Origin of the sequence: Massilia cavernae (assembly GCF_003590855.1) — a bacterium.
GTDB lineage: Bacteria > Pseudomonadota > Gammaproteobacteria > Burkholderiales > Burkholderiaceae_D > Telluria_A > Telluria_A cavernae.
Genome location: NZ_QYUP01000007.1, coordinates 1 through 7,977 on the forward strand (window position 1 = coordinate 1; position 7,977 = coordinate 7,977).

Below are 7,977 nucleotides of genomic sequence, written 5' to 3' on the forward strand. Positions count from 1 at the left end.
ACGCCTGTTCCAGCTTCCTCTGAAGCTCGCGAATAACCGCAGCGGTTTCCTCGGACTGACGCCGCACTTCGCTTTGCGCTATCGCGGTGTTTTTCCCAGACTCAAATGACGACACCATATTCGACAACACGGTCGCGTTGAACGCGGCTACGCTCAAGACAATCGCGATGGCGGCGCTCAGCGCTGTCACGATTATGGTCACCCTAAGATTTCGAATCGAAGTTTGCGTTTCGTGTGACGCTGCTTCAATGCGCGCGAAACGTTCATCGGTGCGCGTGGCGCGCTCTTCCATTCGTCCCATGAAACCCTCGATGCTTGCCTGGATTGCAGCGACGCGACCATCCATCCTCGCCTCTATGGTCTCGAGCTTTGCGTCGAATTCTTCGCGTGATGGGGTTGTCATCGAATCAGAATCCCTTTTAAGGGCGAAAGCTGTCCATCGTATTGGGCGAGATCCAGCCGACGAATTCGCCACCGATCTTAAATGATAGGCCGCGACCCTACGCCCGCAACCGGGCACAGCCAGCACGAGGCAATTCCTGGTTGATGCACGCCAAGCGTTCAGTACCTGTCGTGAACGCAACAAGATCAAAACCTCATCCTTAACTTTCTTGAATCCACCTCGCCCCCTCCCCCGTACAAGCTGTGCAACCACAACAACCTATGGGGGTAAGTCATGTCACACATCATCAAGCGCTCCTTGCGAGCAGCTTTTGTCGGCAGCCTGCTTGCCGGAGCCATCGTCCCTCAGGCGCTTGCGTCGAGCCACCGAGAGGCGCCCTTCATCACGAAAAGCCCGAAAATCGACGCCACCGACTTCTACATGTTCCGCAGCTACGAAACCGGCCGCGCAAACTTCGTGACCCTCATCGCCAACTACGTCCCACTGCAAGACCCATACGGCGGCCCAAACTATTTCCAGATGGACCCGGAAGCCCTGTATGAAATCCACATCGACAACAATGGCGACGCCAGGGAAGACTTGAGCTTCCAGTTCCGCTTCACCAACACCGTCAAGGACGCCAAGTTCACTGTCGGCGGCAAGCAAGTGTCGATCCCGCTGGTCATTAACGGCGGCGCCATCGCCGACATCAATGCCGCCGGCACCAACGTCCGTGAAACCTACGCCGTGACGGTCGTGCGCGGCGACCGCCGCTCCGGCACCCGCTCCAGCGTGACCCACGCCACCGGCGGCAGCGCCACCTTCGACAAGCCGATCGACAACATCGGCAAGAAAGCTATCCCCGACTACCAGGCCTACGCCGCCAAGCACGTCTACAGCGTGACCATCCCCGGCTGCAGCCCCCCGGCCCGCCTGTTCGTCGGCCAGCGCAAGGATCCTTTCGTGGTCAACCTCGGCGAGACCTTCGACCTGATCAACATTAAAGCCCCGGCCATCGAGTTCCTGCCTAACGCCGAGCGCAATGCCAAGGATGACCTGGCCGACAAGAATGTCACCTCGATCGAGATGGAAGTCGCCTCCTCCTGCCTGACCTCGGGCAGCGATCCAGTCATCGGCGGCTGGACCACGGCCAGCATGCGCCAGGGCCGCCTGCTCAATCCAACGCCTCCCTCGAACGGCGCACCATCGAAGGAAGGCGGCGCCTGGACCCAGGTCTCTCGGCTCGGCATGCCGCTCGTGAACGAAGTGGTGATCGGCCTGAAGGACAAGGACAAGTTCAACCACAGTAAGCCCTCGGGTGACAGCCAGTTTGCCGACTATGTCACCAATCCGACGCTGCCAGCGCTGGTCGAAGTCCTGTACGGCAGCGCCGGCGCCAAGGCCCCGACCAACTTCCCGCGCAACGACCTGGTCGCCGCATTTCTTACCGGCGTCAAGGGAGTCAACCAGCCTGCGGCGGTCACCCCGGCGGAGATGCTGCGCCTGAACACATCGATCGCGCCGACCGCGATGGGCGCGCAAAAACGCCTCGGCGTCATCGATGGCGATAACGCCGGCTTCCCGAACGGACGCCGTCCCGGCGACGACGTGGTCGACATCGCGTTGCGCGTCGTGATGGGCAAGCTGTGCACCATCAACCTCGGTTGCGCTCCGGCCGACGCACCCGCCGGCGCGCTGCGCTTCACCGACGGCGCCTACCTCGACGACAGCTTCTTCACCGCGGGCTTCCCTTACCTGAAGACGCCGATCGCCGGCTCGCCGCAGCAATAAGGAGGACGCCTTGACATCCTCCCCTTCGTGAACGGAAGGGGATTCCCACTGCTGGCGTCTGATGTCCCAGACGGACGCCGGACTGAAACGAGCCCAGCATCTCATTCAATCCGCAGGATATCTTTCGACCTCGCCTAAGGCGACTGCGGATTGGAAAAAGCGGTACTAGTAAATCATGCCCCAGCACGTAATCGCATACTGAAGCACTTAAGGAGTTTGACCGTGGACCAACACCAAAGTTCAAAACATTTTTTCACTTGGACGGCTGCGGGCGCGTCGCGCCCGGCTCGTTTCACTCCCTGCCCTGAAGGACAGGGTTTCTTGGAGCAATTCTGATGAAAAAAATCGCACTCATCGCCGCGCTGCTGCTCGGCGCATGCGGCGGCAGCAGCCGCCACGACAGCCCGCCGCCATCGCCGCCCACCCCGCCCGTATCGATGGTGGACGTCTTCTTCACCGCGGTGCAAAACCTGGTGTCTTCATCGCCGGACAATACGGAGGCGGTCGCCATCGACAGCACCGTGGCCACCACGCCGGACGACGCCGCGCCGGTGCAGTTTCAGTAAAGGGAACCGCGTTCCCCAAAAAAGAAAAGCACCTCGCGGTGCTTTTCTTATATGCCTTAGATCCTCACCCAGCTGCCCTTGTACAGCACCGGCCCGGTCGGGCCGTTCGGGTCGGGCGAGCCGCCTTTAGGCTCCAGGCTTATCGCCAGCATCACGACATCGGCGCCGATGGCGCGCTCGCTCAGGGCCAGCTTCGCGCTGCGATTATCCGGCAGGATGCCCAGCGAACGCGGCGCGCCTTGCTTCGGAATCGCCCACAGCTGCAGGGTCTTGTCGGCGGCCACCGCGATGCTGTCCGCAACGCGTACCTCGATCGTGCGGCGGCGACTGTCAGCCGTCACGACCAGCGCGGTCTGCGCCTTGTCGTCGGTCAGCGTGGCGATGCGGTCGATCGAAGGCGCATCCGTCGTGCGGGTCGCAAGCACCACCACTAGCACCGCCGCAATCGCGCTCGACGCCAGTCCCAGCGTGCGCCAGAAGCCGACCGCGTCGTCGCGCCACACCTGCCACGGTTTGCGTTCGGGCCGCAGGTCCAGGCGCCGCTCGATGCCGGTCCACACCAGCGGACGCGGCGTGACGGCGCCCGACAGCTCGGCCATCGGCGCCAGGCGGTCCTGCCACTGCGCCACCAAACGGCGCAGGGCCACGTCGTTGTGCATCAAGCCTTCAAAGCGGCGGCGTGCGCCCCCCTTCAGGGTACCGAGAACGTATTCGGCCGCCAGCTTTTCGCGCAGCGGCAGGTTGTCGCGGATATTCATGCGCGCTCCCGTCTCGCCAGGCAGGCCTTCAGCCGTTCGAGGCTGCGCCGAATCCACGTCTTGACCGTCCCGATCGGCAGCGCCATCTGGCGCGCCACTTCGCTGTGCGACAGGTCATGGAAGAACGCCATGCCGACCACTTGCCGCTGCTTGCCTTCCAGCGTGGACATGCAGAAGGCCAGCGCACGCGCGTCGCTGCTGATCAGGAGCGCTTCGATCGGCGTCGCGCCGGGATTCTCCAGCGCGTCGATCACCTCGCTGTCGAACTGCCCTGCTGCCAGGTCCGCCGCCTCGCCGCTGCGGCGCAGGATATCCAGTGCCTTGTTCCGCACGATCGTCACCATCCAGGTCATTGGCGCGGCAAGCTGCGCATCATAGGTGCCGGCATTGTTCCAGACCGAGACGAAGCATTCCTGCAGCGCCTCCTCCGCCAGCTCCCGCTTACGCAATATACGCAGCGCGAAGCCAAACAGTTTCGGTGAAGTAGCGTCGTACAGCGAACGGAACGCTTTCGCATCGCGCCGGGCGGCGGCCTGCAGCCAGGTCCACAGCTGCTGGGGATCGGATTGGGGATCGTTGGACACGGCGCGCCTTGTTTGTTGTTCTGATGAGCACACTCAGGATAACTCGACTGTGAACGACAATCCACCGATTCGTTAAATCCCGAAACGCCCGTAGCAGCGCCGGGGCGGCTGTGTCGGGAAACTTTACATCGTCGAGCTTGCGCCGCCGGACGTTGTTGAGGGCATCGACGACCAGCGAGTACCATGGCTGCCGTGCACCGTCGCAAGGCATAAGGCAGTACGCGCACGAGCAAACGGCGGCCTCGGCCGCCGTTGTGCGCTTACCGTCGTCCCAACGGCGCTATGAGGAAGGACCGAGGTCCGCGACCTGGGAACTGACCATCAGCTCCTTGGCCAGCGCATCGTTAAACGCCGGAATGTCCTTCGGCCCGCGGCTTGTCACCAGGCGGTCGGCGATCACGACCTCCTGGTCGACCCACTCGGCGCCGGCGCCACGCAGTTCCTCCGCGGCATCTGCCGCACTGGTCAGGTTGGTGGCCTTTGCCAGCCCCGCGTCGATCAGCACCAGCGGCCCGTGGCAAATCGCGGCCATCGGCTTGTCCTCCTGCCCGAATTTGCGGATGAACTCGATCGCTTCCTTGCTCTGGCGCAGCTTGGCGGCGTTGGCCGAACCTCCCGGCAACACCAGCGCGTCGAGATCGGCGGGATTCGCATCGCGCACATGCTGGTCGACCGTGAAGCTGTCGCCCTTGTCCTTGTGGTTCATGCCCTGCACGTGCTCGCCCTTTTCCTTCGGCGCAAGCAGCATGACGGTAGCGCCTCGTTGCTCCAGGAACTCGCGCGGCGCGGTGTACTCGACCTGCTCCACGCCGTCGGTCATCAGCATGCCCACCAGCTTGCCTTTCAGCGGATGTCCACTTTTCATCGTCGCCCCCATTTTTTGTTGAACGTCCTGTCAGCCATAGTGTAAAAGGCATCCGCCAAGTGCGTCGCCCGGATGCGGGCTGGCATCCGGGCCTAACCGCCCAGTGCGTTCAGGCGCGCCCTGAGCCGGCGCACTTCGTCGCTGAGGTCGACCACCAGCGCGGCCAGCTCGTCGCCGGCGTCGAAATCGCGCTCGATGCGCAACAGGCGCCGCGCGCGCCGCAGGTCGCCGCTGCCGAAGCGCCAGGTAGCGACCTCCAGCGTGGTGTCGCTGCCGAGCGCGCCTCCAGCCACATGACGGACTACCCATGCCGGCTCCACGCCGCACGCCTGGGCAAGTTCATCGAGCGTCAGCGCCACTTCATCGAGCACGACGGCGGTAACGAGGTTTGCCTGGGTCATTGTTCAGCCTCCTATACCGGCGCGCGGATTGAACGCCATGTCACGCGCCATTTGCTGGTACAGCTCGCGCGCCTTGTCGTCCCTGGCAGGCGGCAGCACCACGTCGAGGATAAGGTAAAGGTCGCCCGCCGTAGCGCCGGGAATGCCTCGCCCTTTCAGGCGCAGCTTGCGCCCCGGCTGGGACTCGGGCGGCACCGTCACTTGCACCGTACCGGACGGGGTCGGCACATCGATTTGCGCGCCCAGCGCCAGTTCCCACGGCGCCACCGGTACGTTTTCGTACACGTCGCGCGCTTCGACACGGAAGCGCGCATCGGGCTGGAACTGGATTTCAAGGAACAGGTCGCCCGCCGGCCCGCCGTTGGCGCCTGCGTGGCCCTGGCCGCCCAGCCGCAGCTGCTGGCCGGGGATCACGCCTTTGGGAACGGTAACGTTGAGCGAACGGTCGCGCGTGGTAATGCGGCCGTGGGTATCGCGCTCGGGCACGCGCATGGTGATGGTGCGCGAGGCGCCGTTGTAGGCGTCCTGCAGTGTGATGGTGATCGACGCGTGGATATCCTCCCCGCGCATCTTGAAGCCGGCGCCGCCGCGCGCACCGCCGCGCATGCCGCGGCCGAACAGCTCGGAGAAAAAATCGCTGGCGTCGCCGCCGCCAAAATGGTAGCCGCCGCCCCCGCCTCCCCAGCCCTCGGGCGGCTCGAACGGCTGGCCGTGGCGGTAGCCGCGCCCCATGTCATCGTAGGCGGCGCGCTTTTCGGCGTCTCCCAGCACGTCGTAGGCCTCGTTGATTTCCTTGGTTTTCGCATCCGCGTCCTTCGCCTTGCTGACGTCGGGATGGTATTTGCGCACCAGCTTGCGGTAGGCTTTCTTGATGTCCTCCGGCGACGCGGTTTTTTCGACTCCAAGCGTCTGGTAATAGTCCTTGTATTCCACGGTCGGCGCTCCGGAATCGATTTCCGCAATCGTACTGCGCACCGGCGCGGCGAGGCGCACGCTTCGGGGGCGATGTTCGCGGTGCTCGGCGGCGTCGCGCAGAGCGTGCAAAGCCGTTAGAATTGACGGTTTCGCCCGCCGCCGCTTCCATGCAACAGATCCGAATCCGTACCGACTACTCCGCCCGCTCCGAAATGTCCGCGCTGTGGCGCCTGTCCTGGCCGATGCTCATTGGCCAGCTGGCCACGGTCGGCATGGGCGTGGCCGACGTCGCCATGACCGGCCACGTCAGCGCCTTCGAACTGGCGGCGGTATCGATCGGCACCTCGGTCTGGTCGATCATGCTGGTCACCGTGATGGGCACCATGATGGCGATGAATACCGTGGTGGCCCACGAAACCGGCGCCGGCGAATTCGGCCGCATCCCGCACGTGGTGCGCCAGGGGATGTGGAAAGGCTTTGGCGTGGGCATGGTCGCCGGGGCGCTGACCAACCTGTCCACGCTGCTGTTCTACCAGGTGGGGCTGGAGACGGCGGTGGCCGACCGCGCCGCCATCTTCGTCCACATCATCAGCCTCGGCATGCCCGCCTTCGGCTGCTACCGCGCGCTGTACGGCTATACCACCAGCATCAACGCCACCAAGCCGGTGATGGTGATTGCCATCCTCGGCCTGCTGTACAACATCGCCGTCAACTGGCTGCTGGTGTTCGGCAACTGGGGTTTCCCGCAACTGGGCGGGCTTGGATGCGCGATCGCCACCGCCAGCGGCATCTGGCTGATGCTGGCCGCGATGATCGCCTGGATGCGCATCGCCCCCGCCTACCGGCAGACCTTCCCGTTCACGCACTGGGAGTGGCCGAACTGGCCGGAGATCGGCAGCATGCTGCGCCTTGGCGTGCCGATTGGGATCACCTACTTTGCCGAAGCGAGCGCGTTTGGCGCCATCAGCCTGCTGGTGGCGCGCTTTGGCGTGGTGCAGGTATCGGCCCATCAAATCGCGCTGAATTTCTCGGCGCTGGTGTTCATGGTGCCGCTCAGTTTCGGCATCGGCATGATCACCCGCGTCGGCCAGGCGCTGGGCGAAGGCGACCCGCAGCGCGCCCGTTTCGCGGCATGGGTCGGCACCGCCATGGCGGTGTCGTTCAGCGTGCTGTCGGCCGCTTTCATCGCGCTGTTCCGCTGGGAGATCGCGCGCGCCTACACCAGCGACCCGGCGGTGCAGGAGATGAGCGCCCAGCTGCTGCTGTTCGCCGCCCTGTTCCAGCTGTCGGACGCGACCCAGGTCGCCACCGCCAGCGCGCTGCGCGGCTACCGCGTCACGCGCCAGCCGATGCAGATCCAGCTGCTGGCGTTCTGGGGCTTCTCGCTGCCGCTCGGGTATATCCTTGGCCGTGCGCCGGAATGGTTCCCGTGGACGCCGGCCGCGCCGATGGGCGCCAGCGGCTACTGGATCGGCCTGGTGCTGGGCCTGACGGTGGCCGCCGTGCTGCTGACCTTGTCGCTGCACTACCTGTCGCGCGAGCGCGCGCTGGAAGCGGCGCACGTGCGCAAGCCAGCGGGCGGGATCGCCCTGTAATTACAGCGTTTTGCACGCGACTCTGGTATCGTCTCGCAGTTGTTCCGATTCAATTTCATCTGCGAGACCTTCTTCCATGCGTTTTCTACTCCCCTTGTTAGCCGCACTGTCGTGCGTTCC

Annotated in this window: 9 protein-coding genes; 3 read left to right on the plus strand and 6 right to left on the minus strand. The window is 64.3% G+C overall.

What is annotated here, in order from left to right; translation table 11 throughout:
• A partial coding sequence (locus D3872_RS00445; RefSeq protein WP_220476845.1) for a hypothetical protein occupies positions 1–403 on the minus strand: 403 nt, incomplete at its 3' end.
• Positions 404–676: 273 nt separating this feature from the next.
• On the opposite strand from D3872_RS00445, the gene D3872_RS00450 reads away from it, so the two are divergent.
• On the plus strand, positions 677–2,173 hold the full coding sequence (locus tag D3872_RS00450) for a DUF4331 domain-containing protein (protein WP_119808950.1): 1,497 nt from the start codon (positions 677–679) through the stop codon (positions 2,171–2,173).
• Positions 2,174–2,508: 335 nt separating this feature from the next.
• The gene (locus D3872_RS00455; RefSeq protein ID WP_119808951.1) at positions 2,509–2,739 is read left to right on the plus strand and encodes a hypothetical protein; all 231 of its coding nucleotides are present in this window, start codon (positions 2,509–2,511) and stop codon (positions 2,737–2,739) included.
• Positions 2,740–2,795: 56 nt separating this feature from the next.
• Here D3872_RS00455 and D3872_RS00460 read toward each other — a convergent pair whose 3' ends face one another.
• The 5 genes from D3872_RS00460 to D3872_RS00480 form a co-directional block, all read right to left on the minus strand.
• Positions 2,796–3,497 (minus strand): anti-sigma factor, encoded by a 702-nt coding sequence (locus D3872_RS00460; protein WP_119808952.1) that lies wholly within the window; start codon positions 3,495–3,497, stop codon positions 2,796–2,798.
• A complete protein-coding gene (locus tag D3872_RS00465; RefSeq protein WP_119808953.1) occupies positions 3,494–4,081 on the minus strand; it encodes a sigma-70 family RNA polymerase sigma factor in 588 nt (195 codons plus the stop codon). Before D3872_RS00465 ends, D3872_RS00460 begins: the two co-directional genes overlap by 4 nt.
• A 280-nt stretch (positions 4,082–4,361) precedes the next feature.
• Entirely contained in the window at positions 4,362–4,946 is a 585-nt protein-coding gene (locus D3872_RS00470) for a type 1 glutamine amidotransferase domain-containing protein (RefSeq protein WP_119808955.1), read from the minus strand.
• Positions 4,947–5,038: 92 nt separating this feature from the next.
• A complete protein-coding gene (locus D3872_RS00475; protein WP_119808954.1) occupies positions 5,039–5,347 on the minus strand; it encodes a chaperone modulator CbpM in 309 nt (102 codons plus the stop codon).
• Between the two features lie 3 nt (positions 5,348–5,350).
• A complete protein-coding gene (locus D3872_RS00480) occupies positions 5,351–6,280 on the minus strand; it encodes a DnaJ C-terminal domain-containing protein (protein ID WP_119808956.1) in 930 nt (309 codons plus the stop codon).
• 149 nt (positions 6,281–6,429) lie between these two features.
• On the opposite strand from D3872_RS00480, the gene D3872_RS00485 reads away from it, so the two are divergent.
• Positions 6,430–7,857, plus strand: a complete 1,428-nt coding sequence (locus D3872_RS00485; RefSeq protein ID WP_119808957.1) for an MATE family efflux transporter — start codon at positions 6,430–6,432, stop codon at positions 7,855–7,857.
• The last annotated feature ends 120 nt before the right edge of the window (positions 7,858–7,977 follow it).

Coding starts and splice junctions, on each gene's coding strand:
- D3872_RS00450 (WP_119808950.1), top strand. CDS start 677: ATGTCACACATCATCAAGCGCTCCTTGCGAGCAGCTTTTGTCGGCAGC.
- D3872_RS00455 (WP_119808951.1), top strand. CDS start 2,509: ATGAAAAAAATCGCACTCATCGCCGCGCTGCTGCTCGGCGCATGCGGC.
- D3872_RS00460 (WP_119808952.1), bottom strand. CDS start 3,497: ATGAATATCCGCGACAACCTGCCGCTGCGCGAAAAGCTGGCGGCCGAA.
- D3872_RS00470 (WP_119808955.1), bottom strand. CDS start 4,946: ATGAAAAGTGGACATCCGCTGAAAGGCAAGCTGGTGGGCATGCTGATG.
- D3872_RS00475 (WP_119808954.1), bottom strand. CDS start 5,347: ATGACCCAGGCAAACCTCGTTACCGCCGTCGTGCTCGATGAAGTGGCG.
- D3872_RS00485 (WP_119808957.1), top strand. CDS start 6,430: ATGCAACAGATCCGAATCCGTACCGACTACTCCGCCCGCTCCGAAATG.